Origin of the sequence: Aeromicrobium wangtongii (assembly GCF_024584515.1) — a bacterium.
GTDB lineage: Bacteria > Actinomycetota > Actinomycetes > Propionibacteriales > Nocardioidaceae > Aeromicrobium > Aeromicrobium wangtongii.
Genome location: NZ_CP102173.1, coordinates 1,698,950 through 1,718,940, shown reverse-complemented (window position 1 = coordinate 1,718,940; position 19,991 = coordinate 1,698,950). Strand labels below are relative to the sequence as shown.

The window sequence follows — 19,991 nt, the reverse complement described above, 5'->3', positions numbered from 1 at the left end:
CGCTTCCCGGCGTGGGGCGGTGCCTGAGCCACCGATCACGTCGCTGATGGGTGGCTCAGCCACCGCCGCTGCGGCGCATGCGTGGCTGAGGCACCGCCCTCACGTGGGGCGCGGTGCTAGTCGGATGCTTCGCCGGCCTCGGCGGGATCGACGCGATCGGATCCTGAGGCGTCGCCGGGGGCGACCGGCTCTCCACCCGGGTCCGGCGCGGGTGCTCCCACGGGCGGTTCGGCGTCCTGATCGGGCTCGGTGTCATCGGACGGTGTCTGCGACATGGTCTCTCCTCGGTCGGTGTGTCCATCACGTACCCGAACCGGGGCGGCCCACGCCTCGATGCCTGCAACCGCGCGCCGGGACGCAACCCCGGTACCCGTGTGAGGAGGCGCTGTCTACAGTGGCTGCGTGGATCCGACACCAGCACGTCTGGACCTCGGCCGGCTTCTCGACCGCCCCGGCCCCGATCTGTCCGACGACGATGCGCAGCAGCTGCGGCAGGACTTCACCCGCTTCATGATGCGCTACAAGTTCGGCATGGACGAGATCGTCACGAAGCTGACGATCCTGCGCGACGAGTTCGCCCACCTGCACGAGAGCAACCCGATCGAGAACATCTCGTCGCGGCTCAAGAACCCCGACAGCATCATCGAGAAGATGAGACGCAAGGGCTGCGACCCGACCTTCGAGTCCATCGGCGAGAAGATCACCGACATCGCCGGCGTGCGCGTGACGTGCAGCTTCGTGTCGGACGTCTACCACGTGTTCGACATGCTCACGAGCCAGTCGGACGTCGTCATCGTCGAGGTGCGTGACTACATCACCGGCCCCAAGCCGAATGGCTACCGCAGCCTGCACGCGCTCATCGAGGTGCCGGTCTTCCTCAGCGACGGGGAGGTCCCGGCGCTGGTCGAGGTGCAGCTGCGGACCATCGCGATGGATTTCTGGGCCAGCCTCGAGCACAAGATCTACTACAAGTACGCCGAGGCCGTTCCGCAGTCCCTGCTCGACGGGCTGCGCGAGGCGTCGGTGACGGCCGGTGAGCTGGACGCGACGATGGAGCGCCTGCACACCGAGGTGAAGACCTCAGGCGCCCTGCCCCGCGAGCTGAAGGCGGAGCTGGTGGACGGCACCGCGTCGGACCCGGACGCGGCGTTCGTCGAACGGCTCAAGCGTCTCGGCCGCTGACCGCCCTCACGTCAGGACGTCCGCGAGGTCGTACTTGGCGACCTCCTCGAGCTGCTCGTACGTGCAGCTCTCCGGCTCCCGGTCGGGGCGCCAGCGCAGGAACCTGGCCGTGTGGCGGAAGCGGGTTCCCTCCATGTGCTCGTAGGCCACCTCGGCCACCAGCGAGGGCTCGAGGGTCACGAACGACAGGTCCTTGGTGCCGGTCCATCGGCTCTGACCGCCGGGCAGCCGGGACGACGCCTGGGCGTCCGGATCCCGCCACTCGCCCCACGGGTGGTCGGCGCTGTCGACGACCAGTGGCTGCAGCAGCTCGACCAGCTCGGCGCGACGCGCCTCGGTGAACGACGCCGCGACGCCCACGTGCTGCAGCTTCCCGTCGTCCGCGTACAGGCCCAGCAGCAGGGAGCCCAGCAGCGGGCGTTCCTCGGTGGACGTCTTGTGCAGGCGATAGCCGGCGACCACCACATCGGCCGTCCGCGCATGCTTGATCTTCAGCATCGTCCGGCCGTTCTGGGCGTACGGCTTGGCCAGCGGCTTGGCCACCACCCCGTCCAGACCGGCGCCCTCGAAGATTCCGAACCACTGCTCGGCGATCGCCGCGTCGGTGGTCGTGCGGGTCACGTGCACCGGCGCCTTCGCACCGGCCAGGGCCTGCTCGAGCCGGTCACGTCTCACCGCGAACGGCTCCCCCACGAGCGACTCGTCACCGATGGCCAGCAGGTCGAAGGCGACGAAGGACGCCGGCGTCTGCTCGGCGAGCATCGTGACCCGCGACGCAGCCGGGTGGATGCGCTGCGACAGGGCGTCGAAGTCGAGCCGACCGTCGATCGCCAGGAAGATCTCGCCGTCCAGGACGCAGCGCTCGGGCGTCTCGCGCCGGATGGCGTCGGCGACCTCCGGGAAGTACCGGGTCAGCTCCTTGGTCGACCGGCTCGCCAGCGACACCTCGTCGCCGTCGCGGAACACGATGCAGCGGAAGCCGTCCCACTTGGGCTCGTACGACAGCCCGCCGGCCACCGAGTCCGCGGCCGGGACGCCCTTGACCGACTTGGCGAGCATCGGCTTCAGGGGCGGCATGACCGGAAGATCCATCCGGCCACGATAGAGGATCGACGACCCCCAGCTCAGGAGAAGAGTGCCTCGCCGAGGAATCCCCCAGCGCCGGTTCCCGGCAGGATCGCGAACACGGCCGATCCGATGGGCGTGGTCCACTGGTTGAGCAGGTCGAGCTCGGCCAGACGTGCCTGGATCGGGATGAACTGCCTGTCCACATCCGCCTGGAAGGTCACGAAGACCAGCCCTGCATTGGTCAGGTCGCCGGACGCCGGTGGGTCGTCGTAGTTGTAGGGACGTCGCAGGAACTGCTGGGTCCGGTCCTCCGTGCGGGCCCGGCGGACGTGCGCGAACGGATCGATGACCTCCAGCCCGTTGGAGTCCCGCGCCTCCAGGTCGGGATCGTCGGTGATGCTGCCACCGGTGAGGGGGCGCCCGTCCTTCAGCCGGCGACCGATCGTTCGTTCGCGACTGGGCCGGTCCAGCTCGTCCCAGGTGTCCAGGTCCATCGCGATGCGGCGCACCACCATCGTGGTCCCCCCTTCCAGCCACGCCGGCTGGGCACCGAACAACTGACGCGACCCGTCGCCGACCCACACCAGCCGATCGTGCTCGGAGGCCGCGGGAGCGGCTGTCCCGTCGACCTGACCCATGAGGTTGCGGGGCAGGTCCGGTCCCTTGACCGGACCCCGGAACCCGCGCTGCACCCACCGGACGGCCACGAAGGTCCGCGCTTCCTTCGTCAGCACCCGCACGGCATGGGAGACGCTGAGCTCGTCGTCGGAACAGACCTGCAGGATCAGGTCCCCACCGCTCCAGCGGCTCTCCAGGCGGTCGATGACGAACTCCGGCAATGGTCCCAACCAACCCGGAACCTCGGCGCCGGCGACTTCGACCACCTTGGCACCGACACCGACCGTGACGGTCAGTCGATCGGGCCGGCTCGCGAGCTCCGGCTCGGTGTCGGTCAGGCCCGGTCGACCCGACATCAGCCGTTCGATGTCATCGGTCCAGATCCGCAGGAGGCGGCGCAGCCCGTCGGCATCCACGTCGTCGCGAAGATCGAATGCCACGAAGGTCGCGTGCGTCTGCGGGGCCGTCGTCACACCGGCCTGATGAGCCCCGCGGAAGGGCACTGTCGAGCGTCCGAGGTCCTGGCTGTCGGGGTCCTTGCCGACCGCTGACGCTCCCGCCGCCCCCACGGCGAGCCCGGCAGCCCCGGCTGCACCCGAGGCCAGAAGCGTGCGCCGGGACAGACGGCGTGGCCGCTCACTCATGGTGGCTGGACGGGTCCGGGTCCGACCCGTGCCCTCCGTCAGGCTGATAGTCCTCCTGCGCCCCGGAGAAGGATCGGGCCGGTGCGGTGAACGACAGCTCCGACCTGTCGGCGAAGGTCAGAGTCACCCGGACCTCGTCCCCGGCCCGGACCGGCTTGGTCAGCCCGATCAGCATGATGTGATCGCCGCCCGGACGAAGCTCGTGGCTCCTCCCTGCGGGCAGCACGATCCCGTCGGGCTTCTGCCGCATCACCATCTGGCCGCTGTCGTCGGCTGCCATCTCGTGCAGCTCGGCCGTCTGGGTGACCGACTCAACCGCTGCGGACACCACCCTGGCCTCGTTGCCACCGGCGTTGCGAAGCGTGGCGAACGCGGCGGTCATCCCCTGGTCAGCGGCCTTGACCCAGGGGTCCTTGACCGAGACCGCTGATGCCTGCGTCGCGGTCTCGCTCGGTGTGTCACTGCCGCAGGCCGACGCCAGGGCGAGGACGAGAGCGGCAGAGGTGGCGGCGCCGGCGTGGCGCCACGATGTGGCGGTCTTGAGGTTCACGGTTGTTCTTCCTTGATGTGGGAGCGCTTGAGCAGGCGCCGTACGAGCAGTGCTGCGACCAGCGCGATGACCGCGAGGCCGACGGCGATCGCGGTGGGCTGGTTGGTCGACGACCCCGATGTCGCCGGCCCGGTGGCCGGTTCCTCGGTCGCGGGTGCCTCGGTCGCGGGTGCCTCGGCCTCACCGATCCGGAACGCGATGCTCCCGCTCACCGGGTGGCCGTCCACCGAGACGATCCGCCACACGAGCTGGTACGCGCCGTCGGGCAGGTCCAGCCCGGGCGCGTCAGCACGCAGCAGCGTGCCGTCGATGCGTGGTTGCAGCTCCGCGAGGGTCCGGCCGTCGTGCCGCAGGATGAGTGCGGGTGCCAGGTCGCTGAGCTCGTCGTTGAACTGCAGCTCGATCTCGGCCGGCAAAGACGAGACGGACGAGCCGGCGGACGGGTTGGAGCTGGTCAGTGCGGCGTGTGCGGACGCTCCCCGCGTCGGCATCACCGACAGGGCTGCGACGAGCAGCACGACCAGCACCGACCGGCCCCGAAGGGTCGATGGCATGGGTGCCTCCAGGTCTGGATGGACGCCCGAAGGGGGCGACGAATTCAGGACTGCTGCCGTCAGGAGGTGGGCAGCAGCAGACCGCGCGGCGGAGCCCGGCCACGGACCGGTCCACCCAGGAACCCGGCGCCAGGCGAGACGATCCGCGACGCGGCGCGAGCGGTCGTGGGCCGCGGTGCGGGGACGGCCCGCAGCGCGAGGCAGCGCAGGGCCAGGTGCTCGACCAGCTCGATCGCGGCGCGCTCACCGCTGGTCACCATCACCACCAGCAGGGCCGCCGCGGCGGCGTGTGCCGGGATCATCGCGACCATGCCCATCGATGCGTCAGGATGCTCGACCACGGCGACCGTGTGGGTCCCGACCTGGGCCAGCAGGAACATCGCGAGCAGTGGACGTGCCGTCCAGCGTTGCGAGCTCAGGGCCCAACAGGCCGCGGTGAACGCGAGCACGAGGACGCCTGCAGCGGTGACGGAAGGGGCGTGACCGCCGGCCCAGACGTGGGCGCCGACGCCCAGCGTCATGGTCAGCAGTGCGACCAGACCGCCTCGCACCAACCGCGGCAAGCCGCGGCGGAGGCGTCGATCGGGCACCTCGTCACGATATCCCACAGAGCCCTGGCCTACTACACGCCGTCGTAGTTCAGACGTTCTTGACGGCGTCGAACGCACCGGCCAGTCGTTGGCGCGCCTCGCCCGTGATGTCGTGCAGAGCGGCGGGCGCGTCAGGGGACATCCGGATCTCACCTTCTGCAGCTGTTCCGCACGTCTTCGCAGTGCGATGAGCGGGTGTGCAGCACCGCCCGGACAAGCAGTGGGGGGTCGACACCTAGACTGTGGGGGTGTCTGAGCCGGCTAGAGAAGTACCCGCCGTCGAGGTCGTCGACCTCGTCATGCGTTATGGCACCAAGACCGCGGTCGACGGCCTGAGTCTGGACGTCCGTCCCGGCACCGTCACCGCGATCCTGGGACCCAACGGCGCCGGCAAGACCACCACGATCGAGACCTGCGAGGGCTTCCGCAGCCCGCACGCCGGCACGGTCCGGGTGCTGGGCCTCGATCCGGTCGCCGACGGCCACCTGCTGCGTCCGCGCGTCGGCGTCATGCTGCAGTCCGGCGGCGCGTGGTCGGGAGCCCGCTCGCACGAGATGCTGCACCACATCGCGTCGCTGCACGCCCATCCGCTCGACGTCGACCTGCTGATCGAGCGCCTCGGCATGGGCTCTTACGGATCGACGCCGTACCGCCGCCTCTCCGGCGGACAGCAGCAGCGACTGAGCCTGGCCATGGCCATCGTGGGACGTCCGGAGCTGTTGTTCCTCGACGAGCCGACCGCCGGGCTGGACCCCGCGGCACGCCGATCGACCTGGGAGCTCATCGACGAGCTGCGCAGCAGCGGCGTCACGACCGTGCTGACGACCCACTTCATGGACGAGGCCGAGGCCTTGTCCGACCACATCCACATCGTCGACGCCGGACGCGTCATCGCCTCCGGCACGCCCCAGGCGCTGGCCTCCTCCGGCTCGGAGAACACCGTCCGCTTCACGGCGCGTCCCGGGCTGGACGTGGCCGGCCTGATGTCCGCCCTCCCCCACGACACCAAGGTCGACGAGGTGAGCCCCGGCGCCTACGTCATCGCCGGCATCGTCGACCCCCAGCTCCTGGCAACCCTCGCGACCTGGTGCGCGTCCCACGGCGTCCTGACCGAGTCCTTGCTCGTGGAGCGCCAGACCCTCGAGGACCGGTTCCTCGAGCTGACCGGCAAGGCCCTGCGATGAGCGCACCCCAGAGCACCCTCGACCTGTCCCCCCGGCCCGGCGCCGCGCCGCGGTCGGCGATGCTGCGCGCGCAGACCGTCATGGAGCTGAAGCTGCAGGGACGCAATGCCGAGCAGGTCCTGCTGACGATGGTCATCCCGCTGGTGCTGCTCGTGCTGGGCTCGCGCGCCGACGGGATCGTCGATCTCGGCCCCGGCCGCACGATCGACATCATCACGCCGGGCATCCTGGCGCTCGCGGTGCTGTCGACCTCGTTCACCTCGCTCGCGATCGCCACCGGCTTTGAGCGCCGCTACGGCATCATCAAGCGTCTCGGCGCGTCCCCCTTGCCGCGGTGGGGCCTGCTGTTCGGCAAGATCACCGCGGTCGTCATCGTGGAGATCGTCCAGCTGGCCATCCTGTCCGGCGCCGGCATCGCGCTCGGCTGGGACCCGCAGGGCGGCGTCGTCGCCTTCGGGGAGGCGCTGGTGCTGATCGTGCTGGGCACCGCCGCCTTCGGCTCCCTCGGCCTGCTGATCGCCGGGACCTTGCGCGCGGAGGCTAACTTGGCGGTGGCGAACCTGGTCTACGTCCTGCTGCTGGTCGGTGGAGGGCTGCTGGTGCCGCTGAGCCGCTATCCCGAGGCGGCCAGGCACGTGGTGGAGCTGCTGCCGTCCGGTGCGCTGGGCCAGGGCCTGCGCGATGCCTTTGCCGGCCAAGGCGCCGCCCCGTTCGCGATCGTCGTCCTGCTGGTGTGGACGGTGTGCGCGAGTCTGTTGGTCTCGAGAACGTTCAAGTGGGAGTGAAAGTCATGAACAACGGCTTGGGCCTTCGCAGGCCCACCGACACGTCGGTCGAGCGATGGGCGTGGGCGGCGGTGGTCGCCAACACCGTCATCATCCTGACCGGAGGGCTCGTCCGCCTGACCGGATCCGGCCTCGGCTGCCCGACGTGGCCCAAGTGCACCGACGAGTCGTTCGTCCCCCACCGTGAGCTCGGTGCCCACGGCGTCATCGAGTTCGGCAACCGCCTGCTGACCTACGTCCTGATCGTCGTGGTCGTCGCGACGCTGGTCGCGGTGTGGCGCTGGTCCGGGACGTCCCGCAGCCTGCGCCGGCTCGCCGTTCTCATCGCGCTGGGCGTCCCCTTCCAGGGCGTCATCGGCGGCATCACGGTGCTGACCGACCTCAATCCGTGGATCGTCTCCCTGCACCTGCTGCTGTCGTTGATGCTGGTGGCCGCCTCGGTGCTGCTGGTCGTCCGGGTCCGCGGGGCGGCCACCCAGACCGTGCCCCCACGCGCGGCAGCCCTCGTCCTGGCCACCTACGCGGTGCTGTGGGTCGTGGTCTACCTCGGCACCATCGTCACCGGGAGCGGCCCGCACGCGGGCGACGACAACGCCCCGCGCAACGGGCTCGATCCCGCGTTCATGAGCCACGTGCACGCCTGGGTCGTCTACGGACTGGTCCTGCTGACCGTCGCCGTGTGCTTCGTGCTGCGCCGGACGCCGCTGGCCCGCCTCGCCGTGTGGCTCCTGGTGGCCGAGGTGGCGCAGGGCGTCATCGGCTTCGTCCAGTACTTCACCGACCTGCCGATCGCGCTCGTCGCGACGCACCTGGTCGGAGCGGCGGTCCTGATCGCCGTCGGGACGAGACTGCTGGTCGAGGTCCTGTCCTCGCGCACCGAGGCCGAGCTGAGCACTACCCGGCGCGAGGCGTCCTCGATCCGTTGACCTGTGGGCGGGGCACCCCTACGGTGACCTGATGCCCACCAGCCCGGCTGCCACGGACGTCCGGTCGTCGGATCTCACGCCACTCCTGCTCGTCCACGCCGGCCTGGTGCTGGCAGGCGGGCTGAGCCTGGCGCTCCCCCGGCCCGCGCAGGGCTGGGGCGTGCTCGCCACCGTCCTCGCCTACGTCATCGCGCTGCAGGTGGCGGCACGGCGTTCGGGCCGCGACGACCTGGCCGCGCTGGCCGCCTTCCTGGTGCCGGTCTCGGTGTTCCAGGTCCTGCCGGACTGGGTGCTGGCGGACCTGATCGGGACCCTGCGCTTCCCCGACACAGGTGGCCTGCGCGTGGACGATGTCATCCCCGTCGCGATGGCCGGCATGTGGGTGGCGCCGCTGTTCATCGCAGTAGCCCTCGCGGGTGGCCGTCCAGGACGCGCGGCGCTGCTCTCGGCCGTCGTGTTCCTCGGCGCGGAGATCGCGGCACCGGCCCTGGGCCTGTGGGAGCCGACCGGGGACACCACCCGGTGGGCCGGCGTCGCGATCTACGTCGTCCCGGCCGAGGCGGCGCTCGGCTGGGCCACCGCGGTCGCCTTCACCGCGACCCGACGCCTCGGAGCGTGGCCTCGTGTCGGGGCAGCGCTGGCCGTCTCGACGTTCTACCTGGGTGCGCTCGTCCTGGCCCACTTCCTGATCGACGTGGCCGGCTGGCGCATCACCGGCTGACGCTCAGCTGCCCCAGCGCGTCGTGGCCTGGAGGACCGCCTCCGAGAGCGCCTCGGTCCGCAGCTCGGTGATGCCCTGGTAGTCCGGATCGGCGACCATCGCGCTGAAGGCCTGCCGGCTCGGGTACTCCACCAGCAGCACGGCGTCCCAGTCGAAACCGTCGGGGGCCACCAGTGCCGTGGACGTGTCGCCGACGTAGACGACCCGGCCGCCGACCTTGTCCAGGAACGGCTGGATCTCGTCGGCGTACTTCTGGTAGCTCGGCCGTCCCGTCTCGGTGAACTTCAACAGGTTCAGCATCACCACCGGTCCCCCGGGGTCCTCGGCGAGGTAGCGCTTGAGATCGGCTCCGGTGGGGTCGACGGGCATCGCGGCTCTCCTTGCGGGTGGACGTGTGGCGTTCACCGTAGCGTCCGCCGGGGGTCCCGGAGCGACTCATAGACTTCGACCATGTCCGTGGAATGGAATGTCGAACCGTCCGTCAGCGATGCCGACCTCGCGGTGTTCCTCGTGACGTCCGCCGGATCGCTCGCGTCCCGCATGCGCGACGAGGGCCTGCGCACCGACTTCAAGACCTCGATCTCCGACGTCGTCACGGCCGCCGACCGGGCCGCCGAGGAGCTCGTCATGCAGACCCTGCGGCGCGTCCGGCCCGACGACGGCATCCTGGGCGAGGAGGGCGCCGCCCACACCGGCACGAGCGGCCGCACCTGGGTCATCGACCCGGTCGACGGGACCTACAACTTCGTGTCGGGCCTGGCCTACTGGTGCAGCGCCCTGGCGTTGCGCGACGAGGACGGTGTCGTGCTCGGCGCCGTCCACCAGCCCAGCAGCGGGGAGACGTGGCTCGGCGGACGTGATCTGCCGACGACGCTGGACGGCAAGGAGCTCGAGCCGCTCGCGGACCGTCCGCTGGCGGAGTGCAGCATGGCGACCTACATCCATCCCACCACCCTGACGGACCCGGACGTCCTGCAGCCCTGGCTGGCGATGGTGGCCGGCGTGGCGACCCCGCGCCTGTTCGGGTCCGGCTCGATGGATCTGTCCAGCGTCGCCACCGGGCGCATCGGGGTGTGGGCACAGCACTCCACGGCGGAGTGGGACTGGCTGCCCGGCCAGGCGATCGTGGAGGCGGCCGGCGGACGCACCGCGGTCGTCCACCACCGGGGGCACCGCTGGCACCTCGCCGGGAACCCGCTGGCCCTCGAGCAGCTCCTGCAGCGCCTGCAGGCCAGCTGAGCGGAGGGCTAGCGCAGGAAGGGGTCGATCGCCGCGGCGACGAACAGCAGGGCCAGGTAGGCGTTGCTGAAGTGGAACAGCCGCATCGGCTTGATGATCGACAGGTCCTCGGTGTCCTGGGCGCGCGACTTCAGGTCGTACGCCTCCACCAGGAAGACGATGCCGAGCACGATCGCGACGGCCGGGTAGAACCAGCCGGTGGCCAGCGGCCACAGCACCAGCGACGTGCCGACCATGGCCCAGGTGTAGATGACGATCTGGCGGGCGACCTCGGCCGATCCGACGACCGACGGCAGCATCGGGATGCTGGCCGCGGAGTAGTCCTCGCGGTACCGCATCGCGAGCGACCAGAAGTGCGGCGGAGTCCAGAAGAAGATCACCAGGAACAGCACCCACGGCGCCAGCGCCATCTCGCCCGTCACGGCGGTCCAGCCGATCACGGCGGGGAAGCAGCCCGCGGCGCCGCCCCACACGATGTTCTGGGTCGTGCGGCGCTTGAGGATCATCGTGTAGCCCACGACGTAGAACACGTTGGCGGCCAGCGCCAGTCCGGCCGACAGCCAGTTGACCCAGAAGCCGAGCATCGCGGTCGAGACGACCCCGAGCACCAGGCCGAAGATCAGCGCGTTGCGGGTCGGGATCTGGTGGCGGGCCAGCGGCCGGCGCGACGTGCGACGCATCAGCTGGTCGACGTCGGCGTCCACGACGCAGTTCAGCGCGTTGGCGCTGCCGGCGGACAGCGCACCACCGCAGAACGTCGCGAGCACCAGCCACAGCGACGGAACGCCCTGCTCGGCGAGGAACATGACCGGGACGGTGGTCAGCAGCAGCAGCTCGATGATGCGCGGCTTCGTGAGGGCGACATATCCCTTGACCACGTCCGTGAATGGTGGAGAACTGGGTACGTCAGTAGAACTAACGGTGTTCGTATCCACGGCAGTCACGTGCATCAGTCTAAGGGACGCGAGTAGGCTCAACGTGTCGGCCTTCGACGGCAGACCGCCAAGCCCCAAAGAACGACGATCAGGAGCTCAAGCTGTGACGTCCGGAACCCGCTCGCTGGAGTGGACAGATCTCGACAAGAAGGCCGTGGACACTGCTCGTCTCCTGGCCGCCGATGCGGTGCAGAAGGTCGGCAACGGCCACCCGGGCACCGCCATGAGCCTGGCCCCCGCGGCCTATCTGCTCTTCCAGAAGGTCATGCGTCACGACCCCACCGATCCGCACTGGGCCGGCCGTGACCGTTTCGTGCTCTCGTGCGGGCACTCGAGCCTGACGCAGTACATCCAGCTGTACCTCGCGGGCTACCCGATGACGCTGGACGACCTGAAGAGCCTGCGCACCTGGGGCAGCCAGACCCCCGGCCACCCCGAGTACAACCACACCCCCGGTGTCGAGGTGACCACCGGCCCGCTGGGCCAGGGCGTCGCCAACGCCGTGGGCTTCGCGATGGCCGCCCGGCGCGAGCGCGGGCTGCTCGACCCCGACGCCGCGGCCGGCGAGAGCCCGTTCGACCACCACATCTACGCGATCTGCTCCGACGGAGACCTCGAGGAGGGCGTCTCGGCCGAGGCGTCCTCGCTCGCCGGCACCCAGCAGCTCGGCAACCTGACGGTGCTGTGGGACGACAACCGCATCTCGATCGAGGACGACACCAACATCGCCTTCACCGAGGACGTCGCGGCCCGCTACAAGGCCTACGGCTGGCACGTCCAGACCGTCGACTGGACCAACGGCGGCACCGGGTACGAGGAGAACGTCCAGGCCCTCTGGGACGCCTACCAGGCCGCCGAGGCCGTGACCGACCGTCCCAGCTTCATCCAGCTGCGCACGATCATCGCCTGGCCGGCCCCCACGGCCCAGGGCACCGGCGGATCGCACGGATCGGCGCTCGGCGACGACGAGATCCGCGCGACCAAGGAGCTGCTCGGCTTCGACCCCGACAAGACCTTCGACGTCGACGACAAGGTCATCGCGCACACCCAGTCGCTGCGCGACCGGGCCGCGGACCAGCGCAAGGTCTGGCAGGAGTCCCTCGACGCCTGGACCTCGGCGAACCCCGAGCGCGCGGCGCTGCTCGAGCGGCTCAAGAACCGTGAGCTGCCCGCGGGCTGGGACGCCGACCTGCCCGTCTACGAGGCCGATCCCAAGGGTGTCGCGACCCGTGTGGCATCCGGTGCCTTCCTGTCTGCGGCCGTCAGTGGCCTTCCCGAGCTGTGGGGCGGCTCGGCCGACCTCGCCGGCTCCAACAACACGACCCCGAAGGGCGAGCCGTCCTTCCTGCCGCCGGAGCGCTCCTCGGAGAAGTTCAAGGGCGACTGGTACGGCCGGGTGCTGCACTTCGGCATCCGCGAGCACGCGATGGGCTCGATCATGAACGGCATCGTCCAGCACGGGCTCACCCGCCCGTACGGCGGCACGTTCCTGGTGTTCAGCGACTACATGCGCCCGGCGGTCCGCCTGGCGGCCCTGCAGGAGCTGCCCGTCACGTACGTGTGGACGCACGACTCCATCGGCCTGGGCGAGGACGGACCCACGCACCAGCCGATCGAGCACCTGGCCGCCCTGCGGGCCATCCCCGGTCTCGACGTCATCCGTCCGGCGGACGCCAACGAGACGATCGAGGCGTGGCGCACCGTCATGGGCAACACCAACCGTCCCTCGGCGCTCGCGCTGTCCCGCCAGAACCTGCCCACGTTCCCTCGTGGCACCGACGGCTACGCCGAGGCCAGCCTGACGGCCAAGGGCGCCTACGTGCTGCTCGACACCGAGGGCACCCCGGACGTCATCTTGTTCGGCACCGGCTCGGAGGTGCAGATCGCGGTCAAGGCACGCGAGCTGCTGGCCGCCGAGGGCATCTCGGCGCGGGTCGTCTCGATGCCGAGCCGTGAGTGGTTCGAGCAGCAGGACGCCGCGTACCGCGACGAGGTCATCCCCCCGCAGCTGCGCGCGCGGGTGTCCGTCGAGGCGGGTGTCTCGCTGGGTTGGCGCGACATCGTCGGCGACGCCGGACGCATCGTGAGCATCGAGCACTACGGCGCCTCCGCGGACTACCAGACGCTCTACGACAAGTTCGGCATCACGCCCGAGGCCGTCGTCGCAGCTGCCAAGGACTCGATCGCCGCAGCGGCGGGCGAGCCCACGGCCCCGTTCCACGCCCGGCCGGCGGGACCCGTCGGCCCCGGCGACAACGCAGACGCAGCCACCCACTGACGCGCCTGCGATCCGCAGAAGTTTCCTCACGAAGGAGCACACCCATGAACGACCGTCTCAAGGCTCTCGCCGATGCGGGAGTGTCGATCTGGCTGGACGACCTGTCCCGCGAGCGCATCGAGTCCGGCAACCTGGCCCAGCTCGTCGCCGAGTCCGGTGTCGTCGGAGTCACGACCAACCCGTCGATCTTCGCCTCGGCCCTGGCCAAGGGTGAGAAGTACGAGCCGCAGGTCAAGGAGCTCAAGGAGTCCGGCGCCGACATCGCCACGACCGTCTTCGAGATCACCACGACCGACGTCCAGAACGGCTGCGACATCATGATGCCGGTCTACGAGGCCAGCGGCGGTTTCGACGGCCGGGTCTCGCTGGAGGTCGACCCCGACCTGGCCCGCGACACCGAGGGCACCATCAAGCTCGCCCACCGGCTGTGGGAGCGGGTCAGCCGCCCGAACCTCATGATCAAGATCCCGGCGACGCTCGAGGGCCTTCCGGCGATCACCGCCGCGATCGCCGAGGGCATCAGCGTCAACGTGACGCTGATCTTCTCCCTGGAGCGCTACCGCGGCGTCATGGACGCCTACCTGAGCGGTCTGGAGCAGGCGGCCGAGGCCGGACGCGACCTGTCGACGATCCACTCGGTCGCCTCGTTCTTCGTCAGCCGGGTCGACACCGAGGTCGACAAGCGGCTTCCGGAGGACAGCCCGCTGCGCGGAACGGCCGCCCTGGCCAACGCCCGCCTCGCGTTCGAGGCGTACGAGGACATGTTCGGCTCCGACCGCTTCGAGGCCCTCAAGGCCAAGGGCGCCAACCCGCAGCGTCCGCTGTGGGCGTCGACCGGCGTCAAGGACCCGAACCTGCCGGACACGCTCTACGTCTCCGAGCTCGTGGTGAACGGCACCGTCAACACGATGCCGGAGAAGACGCTGGAGGCATTCGCCGATCACGGCGAGGTCATCGGTGACCGGGTGCACAACACGTACGAGGAGTCGCGCGACGCGTTCGCGGCGCTGGAGCGCGAGGGGATCTCCTACGACGAGGTCGTCAGGCTGCTCGAGGACGAAGGGCTCGACAAGTTCGAGGCCTCCTGGAACGAGCTGCTCGAGACGGTCCAGGCCGAGCTCGACAAGGCCTGATCCATGGCCGAGGTCGACGTCGTTCTCAGTGTCCCGTCCCAGCAGGACTTCGATGAGGCACTGAGCAGTGCCATCGTCGACCAGGTCGCATCACGAATCTCGGCCCAGGACCCCACGCTGTGGGGTCCTGAGGCGGAGTCCGAGGCCAGCATCCGGCTCAGCTGGACCCACCTGCCCGAGTCGTCCCGCTCCCTGGTGGGCGAGATCTCCGAGCTGCGCGAACAGCTGCTGGGCAAGGGTCTGGACCACATCGTGCTGTGCGGCATGGGTGGGTCCTCGCTCGCGCCGGAGGTCATCTGTCACACCGCCGGCGTCGCCCTGACGGTGCTGGACTCCTCGCAGCCTGACATGGTCCGTGGGGCCATCGCCGATCGACTGGACCGGACGGTCGTCGTGGTGTCCAGCAAGTCCGGCGGGACGATCGAGACCGACAGCCAGCGACGCGCCTACGAGCACGCCTTCACCGAGGCCGGCATCGACCCGCTCGAGCGCATCATCGTCGTGACCGACCCGGACTCCCCGCTCGACCAGCAGGCGACCGAGACCGGCTACCGGGTCTTTCGCGCCGATCCGCACGTCGGCGGGCGCTACTCGGCGCTGACCGCGTTCGGCCTGGTCCCCAGCGGGCTGGCCGGCGCGGACATCGGCGCGCTGCTGGACGGTGCCGCGGACGCCGAGGCGTCCCTGTACGCCGACGACCCGAGCAATCCCGCGCTGCAGCTGGGCGTCATGCTCGGCGTCGCCAACGCCCACGGCGTCGACAAGCTGGTGCTGTCGGACCAGACCGGCCACGGGGTGGGTGACTGGATCGAGCAGCTGGTCGCCGAGTCGACCGGCAAGCTCGGCAAGGGCATCCTGCCGGTCGTCGTGCCGTTCGAGAACGCCGTCAACTTCAACCCCAGCACATCGGACTCCGTCCTGGTCTCGATCGGCACGGACGAGGCACCCAAGGCGCAGTCCGGCTACGCGGCTGCCCTGCAGGGCTCCCTCGGCGCCCAGATGCTGCTGTGGGAGGTCGCGGTCGCCGTGGCCGGGCGGGCGATCGGTATCGATCCCTTCGACCAGCCCGACGTGGAGAGCGCGAAGAAGGCCGCCCGTGAGCTGCTGGACGGCGCCGGGTCGGTCCCGTCGCCGGACTACACCGAGAACGGCATCGACGTCTACGGCAGCGGCTCGTCGCTGGCCGAATCGGTACGGGCGCTGCTCGACCAGGTCGATCTCGACGCGGGCTACCTGGCGATACAGGTCTACCTCGATCGCCTGGCGTACGCCGACTTCGCCGAGGTCCGTGAGGTCGCCGCGGCCCGCCTCGGGCGTCCGGTGACCTTCGGCTGGGGACCGCGCTTCCTGCACTCGACCGGTCAGTACCACAAGGGCGGCACGCCGAACGGCGTGTTCCTGCAGGTCACGGGCGCGCCGGAGCACGACCTGCCGATCGCGGGCCGCGACTTCACCTTCGGCTCGTTCATCGACTCGCAGGCCGCGGGTGACGCGGCGGTCCTTCGCGATCACGGCCGACCGGTGCTGCGGCTGCACCTGAGCGATGTGCCAGCCGGCCTGGAGACGATCCGAGGGCTGCTGGAATGACCGAACGCCCGGTGGATGTCAGCAACCCGCTCCGGGACCCGCGCGATCGGCGGCTCCCCCGCATCGCGGGGCCCTGCAGCCTGATCCTGTTCGGCGTCACCGGCGACCTGGCCAAGAAGAAGCTCATCCCGGCCGTCTACGACCTGGCCAACCGGGGTCTGCTGCCTCCCGGCTTCGCCCTGGTGGGATTCGCCCGCCAGGACTTCGGCACGGAGTCGTTCTCCACCCTGATCCGCGATGCGGCCAAGGACGGCGCCCGCACGCCGTGGAGCGAGACGGTCTGGAAGCAGCTGGCCGCCGGCATCCGGTTCGTCCCGGGCGAGTTCGACGACGACGAGGCCTGGGAGCGGCTGGCCGACACGATGGCCGACCTCGACGAGCAGCAGGGCACCGGCGGCAATCACGCCTTCTACCTGTCGATCCCCCCGGGTCTGTTCCCTGTCGTCGTCTCGCAGATCAAGAAGCACGGGCTGGCGACCTCGGCCAAGGGATGGCGCCGGGTCGTCATCGAGAAGCCGTTCGGGCACGACCTGGCCTCGGCCGAGGAGCTCAACCGCATCGTCGGCGACGTCTTCTCCAGCGAGTCGGTCTTCCGCATCGACCACTACCTGGGCAAGGAGACGGTCCAGAACATCTTGGCCTTCCGCTTCGCCAACGGGATGTTCGAGCCGATCTGGAACAGCCACTACGTCGACCACGTGCAGATCACGATGGCCGAGGACATCGGCATCGGATCACGCGCCGGCTACTACGACAGCATCGGCGCGGCCCGCGACGTCATCCAGAACCACCTCCTGCAGCTGATGGCGCTCATCGCGATGGAGGAGCCCGTCTCGTTCAACGCCCGGAGCCTTCGCCTGGAGAAGCAGAAGATCCTCGCGAATGCGCGTCCGGCCGACGACCTGGACCTGCACACCGCTCAGGCGCAGTACGTCGCCGGCTGGGCCGGTGGCGAGAAGGTGCGCGGATACCTCGAGGAGGAGGGCGTGAAGCCGGACTCCCGCGCGGAGACGTATGCGGCGATCCGCGTCGACGTCTCGACCCGGCGCTGGGCGGGTGTGCCGTTCTACCTGCGCACGGGCAAGCGTCTGGGACGACGGGTCACCGAGGTCGCGGTCGTCTTCAAGCGCGCCCCGCACCAGCCGTTCAGCAAGAATGACATCGAGGAGCTGGGCCAGAACGCGCTGGTCATGCGCATCCAGCCCGACGAGGGTGTCACGCTGCGCTTCGGCGCGAAGGTCCCGGGCACCACGATGGAGATCCGTGACGTCAACATGGACTTCGCGTACGGCGGCGCCTTCGTCGAGAGCAGCCCCGAGGCGTACGAGCGACTCATCCTGGACGTGCTCCTGGGCGATCCGCCGCTGTTCCCGCAGCACCAGGAGGTCGAGCTGGCCTGGAAGATCCTCGATCCCGTGATCGAGCACTGGCGGAAGGACGGCACGATGGACACCTATCAGGCCGGCACGTGGGGCCCTGCGTCCGCAGACGAGATGATGGCCCGCGACGGCCGCACCTGGAGGCGTCCGTAGTGGAGATCGCGCTCGAGAACACCAATTCGTCCCGCATCGCCCGAGCACTGGTCAAGGCGCGGTCCGCTGCCGGCAGCCCGGCCATGGACATGGTGCTGACGCTGCTGGTCGTCACCGACGACGAGAACGTCAGCGAGGCGCTCAAGACCGCCACGATGCTGTCGCGCGAGCACCCCTCGCGGATCATCGGCGTCATCCTGGGCGACGGGCGTGGCGCGGCCAAGCTCAACGCCAAGGTGCGGGTCGGCGAGAGCTCGTCGGGCGAGTCCATCCTGCTGCGCATCTCCGGTGAGCTGACGAAGCATGCCGAGTCCGTCGTCCTGCCGCTGCTGCTGCCGGACTCCCCCGTCGTCGTGTGGTGGCCGGGCAAGCCGCCGGCCGATCCGTCCAAGGACGCGATCGGGCAGCTCGCCCGCCGCCGGCTGACCGACGCCGAGGCCACTGACTCGCCGACCCGCTCCCTGAAGGCCGTCGCCCGTGCCTACTCCCCCGGCGACACGGATCTGTCGTGGACCAGGCTGACCCCATGGCGTGCGCTGCTGGCCGCGGCACTGGACCAGTCCCCCGGCGAGGTCACCGGCGGCACCGTGACGGCCAGCGCCAGCAACCCGGCGGCGACGCTGCTCGTGGCGTGGCTGGAGAGCCGGCTGGGCATCTCGATCACGGCCAAGCGCACCGACGCCGAGCAGATCATGTCGGTCGTGCTGAACACCTCGGTCGGCGATGTCGTGATCGAGCGCATCGACAGCACGTCGTGCCAGTTCAGCGTCCCCGGCTCCTCACCGCGTGAGGTGCCGCTGGGTGCTCGACCACTGGCGATGCTGCTCGCCGAAGACCTGCGCCGTCTCGACGCCGACGACATCTACGCCGACACGATCCACCACATGCTGGAGAACTCATGACCGTCGACATCTGGCCCGACGCCGACAGCCTCGCCCAGGGCATCGCCGACCGTCTCGTCGAGCACCTCGCCTCCGTGCAGGCCGATGGACGGACCCCGTCGGTCGTGCTGACCGGCGGAACCATCGCGATCGCCGCGTACGAGCGCATCCAGGCAGGTGACGTCGACTGGTCCTCGGTCGACTTCTACTGGGGCGACGAGCGGTTCGTCCCGGCCGGGCACGCCGACCGCAACGACCAGCAGGCCCGCGACGCCTTCCTGACCCGGCTCGGCGTGCCCGAGGCGCGCATCCACGCGATGCCGGCCCACGGCTGCTCCGAGAGCATGGCCGAGGCCGCCGACGGCTACGCCGCCACGCTGCCGGCAGATCCCTTCGACCTGGTGCTGCACGGCGTCGGACCGGACGGACACATCGCATCACTGTTCCCCGGCTTCCCGCAGGTGCACGAGACCACTCGGCGGGCGGTGGAGGTGTTCGACTCCCCCAAGCCGCCGCCGCAACGCATCTCGTTGACCTATCCGGCGCTCAACCACGCGCGCAGCGTCTGGCTGATCGTGTCGGGCGAGGGGAAGGCCGAGGCGGTCGCGCGCGCGGTGGGCGGCGCCGATGTCGACTCCACCCCGGCAGCGGGCGCTGCAGGGCTCGACGAGACCGTGTGGCTGCTCGACGAGGCCGCGGCCTCGAAGCTGCCCGCATGACGCCGGAGACCATCAAGTTCCAGGGCGCAGCCGGGATGCTCGTGGGTGACCGCTGGGCGGTCGCGGACCCGCTCGGGACGGTCCTGCTCCTGCACGGCGGCGGGCAGACCCGTCACTCCTGGGCACGCAGCGGCGCCCGGTTCGCCGACGCCGGCTGGACGACGATGTCGCTGGACGCCCGCGGCCACGGCGACAGCGACTGGGACGCAGAAGCCGACTACTCCATCGACGCCCTGGTGGGAGATCTGCAGCGGGTCATCGATGCCGTCGGTGAGCCCCCGGTGCTCATCGGCGCGTCGCTGGGCGGCATGACATCCCTGGTGGCCGCGGGCGAGACGCCCGGGCTGGCCCGCGCGCTGGTGCTCGTCGACGTGGCTCCGCGGGTCGAGGCCGTCGGCACACGACGCATCCTGGACTTCATGGCCAGCGCCCCCGACGGCTTCGGCTCGCTGGACGAGGTCGCCGACGCGATCGCGGCGTACAACCCGCACCGCAAGCGCCCTTCGAACCTGAGCGGCCTCACCAAGAACGTCCGACGTGGCGAGGACGGGCGTTGGCGCTGGCACTGGGACCCGGCGTTCCTGCGGGTCCGCGACGAGCCGAGTCGAGAAGCCGGCTACGCCCGGCTCAAGGCCGCCGCGGAACGTGTCACCGTCCCCACCCTGCTCGTGCGGGGAGCGTCGTCCGATGTGGTGTCGCCCGAGGGCGCCGCCGAGCTGCAGCAGCTGATCGGGCACGCGGTCGTGCGCGAGGCGAAGGCCGGGCACATGGTCGCCGGCGACGACAATGACGTCTTCGCGACCCAGGTCGTCCAGTTCCTGGCCGAGCAGCTGCCCTGAGACGTCCCCGCTGGTGACGGTTTACC

At 70.1% G+C, this 19,991-nt stretch carries 21 protein-coding genes; 13 read left to right on the top strand and 8 right to left on the bottom strand.

The genetic code is table 11. The features are described 5' to 3' along the window. Positions 1-116: 116 nt before the first annotated feature. On the bottom strand, positions 117-275 hold the full coding sequence (locus NQV15_RS08525; protein ID WP_232399397.1) for a hypothetical protein: 159 nt from the start codon (positions 273-275) through the stop codon (positions 117-119). Positions 276-402: 127 nt separating this feature from the next. Between NQV15_RS08525 and NQV15_RS08520 the strand changes: the two genes are divergently transcribed. Next, complete coding sequence (locus NQV15_RS08520) at positions 403-1,182, top strand: GTP pyrophosphokinase (RefSeq protein ID WP_232399396.1); 780 nt, start codon at positions 403-405, stop codon at positions 1,180-1,182. Positions 1,183-1,188: 6 nt separating this feature from the next. Here the strand turns inward: NQV15_RS08520 and NQV15_RS08515 are convergent, their stop codons facing one another. The 5 genes from NQV15_RS08515 to NQV15_RS08495 are packed head-to-tail and all read right to left on the bottom strand — an operon-like array spanning position 1,189 to position 5,206. Then, positions 1,189-2,274: an ATP-dependent DNA ligase gene (locus NQV15_RS08515; RefSeq protein WP_232399395.1), complete on the bottom strand. Its 1,086-nt coding sequence runs from the start codon at positions 2,272-2,274 to the stop codon at positions 1,189-1,191. Between the two features lie 32 nt (positions 2,275-2,306). After that, positions 2,307-3,512, bottom strand: coding sequence for a Dyp-type peroxidase (locus NQV15_RS08510; protein ID WP_232399394.1), 1,206 nt, complete (start codon positions 3,510-3,512; stop codon positions 2,307-2,309). Then, complete coding sequence (locus NQV15_RS08505; RefSeq protein WP_232399393.1) at positions 3,505-4,062, bottom strand: copper chaperone PCu(A)C; 558 nt, start codon at positions 4,060-4,062, stop codon at positions 3,505-3,507. Before NQV15_RS08505 ends, NQV15_RS08510 begins: the two co-directional genes overlap by 8 nt. Beyond that, positions 4,059-4,616: a copper resistance CopC family protein gene (locus NQV15_RS08500; protein WP_232399392.1), complete on the bottom strand. Its 558-nt coding sequence runs from the start codon at positions 4,614-4,616 to the stop codon at positions 4,059-4,061. The genes NQV15_RS08505 and NQV15_RS08500 overlap by 4 nt, the downstream gene beginning before the upstream one ends. A 59-nt stretch (positions 4,617-4,675) precedes the next feature. Further along, positions 4,676-5,206, bottom strand: coding sequence for a hypothetical protein (locus tag NQV15_RS08495; protein ID WP_232399391.1), 531 nt, complete (start codon positions 5,204-5,206; stop codon positions 4,676-4,678). Positions 5,207-5,454: 248 nt separating this feature from the next. Between NQV15_RS08495 and NQV15_RS08490 the strand changes: the two genes are divergently transcribed. The 4 genes from NQV15_RS08490 to NQV15_RS08475 are packed head-to-tail and all read left to right on the top strand — an operon-like array spanning position 5,455 to position 8,822. Further along, positions 5,455-6,390, top strand: coding sequence for an ABC transporter ATP-binding protein (locus NQV15_RS08490; RefSeq protein WP_232399390.1), 936 nt, complete (start codon positions 5,455-5,457; stop codon positions 6,388-6,390). After that, the gene (locus NQV15_RS08485; RefSeq protein ID WP_232399389.1) at positions 6,387-7,175 is read left to right on the top strand and encodes an ABC transporter permease; all 789 of its coding nucleotides are present in this window, start codon (positions 6,387-6,389) and stop codon (positions 7,173-7,175) included. The genes NQV15_RS08490 and NQV15_RS08485 overlap by 4 nt, the downstream gene beginning before the upstream one ends. Before the next feature lie 5 nt (positions 7,176-7,180). Beyond that, positions 7,181-8,101 (top strand): COX15/CtaA family protein, encoded by a 921-nt coding sequence (locus NQV15_RS08480; protein ID WP_232399388.1) that lies wholly within the window; start codon positions 7,181-7,183, stop codon positions 8,099-8,101. Positions 8,102-8,132: 31 nt separating this feature from the next. Continuing rightward, positions 8,133-8,822: a DUF6989 domain-containing protein gene (locus NQV15_RS08475; protein WP_232399387.1), complete on the top strand. Its 690-nt coding sequence runs from the start codon at positions 8,133-8,135 to the stop codon at positions 8,820-8,822. A gap of 3 nt (positions 8,823-8,825) precedes the next feature. Here the strand turns inward: NQV15_RS08475 and NQV15_RS08470 are convergent, their stop codons facing one another. Further along, complete coding sequence (locus NQV15_RS08470) at positions 8,826-9,191, bottom strand: DUF1330 domain-containing protein (protein ID WP_232399386.1); 366 nt, start codon at positions 9,189-9,191, stop codon at positions 8,826-8,828. 81 nt (positions 9,192-9,272) lie between these two features. On the opposite strand from NQV15_RS08470, the gene NQV15_RS08465 reads away from it, so the two are divergent. After that, a complete protein-coding gene (locus NQV15_RS08465; RefSeq protein ID WP_232399385.1) occupies positions 9,273-10,061 on the top strand; it encodes an inositol monophosphatase family protein in 789 nt (262 codons plus the stop codon). A gap of 8 nt (positions 10,062-10,069) precedes the next feature. Here the strand turns inward: NQV15_RS08465 and NQV15_RS08460 are convergent, their stop codons facing one another. Beyond that, positions 10,070-11,011, bottom strand: coding sequence for a heme o synthase (locus NQV15_RS08460; RefSeq protein WP_232399384.1), 942 nt, complete (start codon positions 11,009-11,011; stop codon positions 10,070-10,072). Positions 11,012-11,099: 88 nt separating this feature from the next. Between NQV15_RS08460 and tkt the strand changes: the two genes are divergently transcribed. The 7 genes from tkt to NQV15_RS08425 are packed head-to-tail and all read left to right on the top strand — an operon-like array spanning position 11,100 to position 19,965. Continuing rightward, the gene (tkt, locus tag NQV15_RS08455; RefSeq protein WP_232399383.1) at positions 11,100-13,274 is read left to right on the top strand and encodes a transketolase; all 2,175 of its coding nucleotides are present in this window, start codon (positions 11,100-11,102) and stop codon (positions 13,272-13,274) included. A gap of 44 nt (positions 13,275-13,318) precedes the next feature. Continuing rightward, positions 13,319-14,407, top strand: coding sequence for a transaldolase (gene tal, locus NQV15_RS08450; RefSeq protein ID WP_232399382.1), 1,089 nt, complete (start codon positions 13,319-13,321; stop codon positions 14,405-14,407). A gap of 3 nt (positions 14,408-14,410) precedes the next feature. After that, positions 14,411-15,994 (top strand): glucose-6-phosphate isomerase, encoded by a 1,584-nt coding sequence (locus NQV15_RS08445; protein ID WP_232399381.1) that lies wholly within the window; start codon positions 14,411-14,413, stop codon positions 15,992-15,994. Further along, positions 15,991-17,526 (top strand): glucose-6-phosphate dehydrogenase, encoded by a 1,536-nt coding sequence (gene zwf, locus NQV15_RS08440; RefSeq protein WP_232399380.1) that lies wholly within the window; start codon positions 15,991-15,993, stop codon positions 17,524-17,526. Before NQV15_RS08445 ends, zwf begins: the two co-directional genes overlap by 4 nt. Then, entirely contained in the window at positions 17,526-18,428 is a 903-nt protein-coding gene (locus NQV15_RS08435; protein ID WP_232399379.1) for a glucose-6-phosphate dehydrogenase assembly protein OpcA, read from the top strand. Before zwf ends, NQV15_RS08435 begins: the two co-directional genes overlap by 1 nt. Further along, entirely contained in the window at positions 18,425-19,126 is a 702-nt protein-coding gene (pgl, locus tag NQV15_RS08430) for a 6-phosphogluconolactonase (protein WP_232399378.1), read from the top strand. Before NQV15_RS08435 ends, pgl begins: the two co-directional genes overlap by 4 nt. Continuing rightward, positions 19,123-19,965 carry an alpha/beta fold hydrolase gene (locus tag NQV15_RS08425; RefSeq protein ID WP_232399377.1) on the top strand — a complete coding sequence of 281 codons (843 nt, stop codon included), beginning with the start codon at positions 19,123-19,125 and terminating at the stop codon, positions 19,963-19,965. Before pgl ends, NQV15_RS08425 begins: the two co-directional genes overlap by 4 nt. The last annotated feature ends 26 nt before the right edge of the window (positions 19,966-19,991 follow it).